At 48.8% G+C, this 383-nt stretch carries 1 protein-coding gene; it reads right to left on the bottom strand.

The features are described from left to right. On the bottom strand, positions 1–337 hold a 337-nt coding region (locus tag D7W79_RS43030), incomplete at its 3' end, for an NAD(P)H-dependent oxidoreductase (protein WP_147442409.1). Between the last annotated feature and the right edge of the window lie 46 nt (positions 338–383).

The raw sequence follows: 383 nt of genomic DNA, 5'->3' as shown, positions 1-383 counted from the left end.
CCTCTGGCGCTCCCGTTGTAAAGGAGAGGATCAGCTTTTTACCGCCCAGTTTCGCCGTTGAGCCATGCGCGAAGCCGTGAACAAAGACCTCGTCCAGCCATTTTTTCATTAATCCTGGCAGCCCATACCAGGAAAAAGGGAACTGCCAGACAATCACATCGGCCCTGAGCAGGCTTTTCTGCTCCGCCGCGATGTTGAATTTGCCATCCGGATAGAGCCTGTCCAGACGACGAATCTCAACATCGGGAAGGGCGGTCTCCACTTCATCAAGAATAGTGGCATTGGCGACGGAATGGGTAAGCTCAGGATGACCTGAAATAACAAGGATATTTTTCATTTCAATCAGTTAAACATCTTTGGTGAATATTAAATCCAGTATAGAG

This window comes from Corallococcus exercitus, assembly GCF_003611585.1.
Classification (GTDB): domain Bacteria; phylum Myxococcota; class Myxococcia; order Myxococcales; family Myxococcaceae; genus Corallococcus; species Corallococcus exercitus.
Note: the sequence above shows the minus strand (reverse complement) of the source record. Positions and strands in the feature narration are given on the sequence as shown.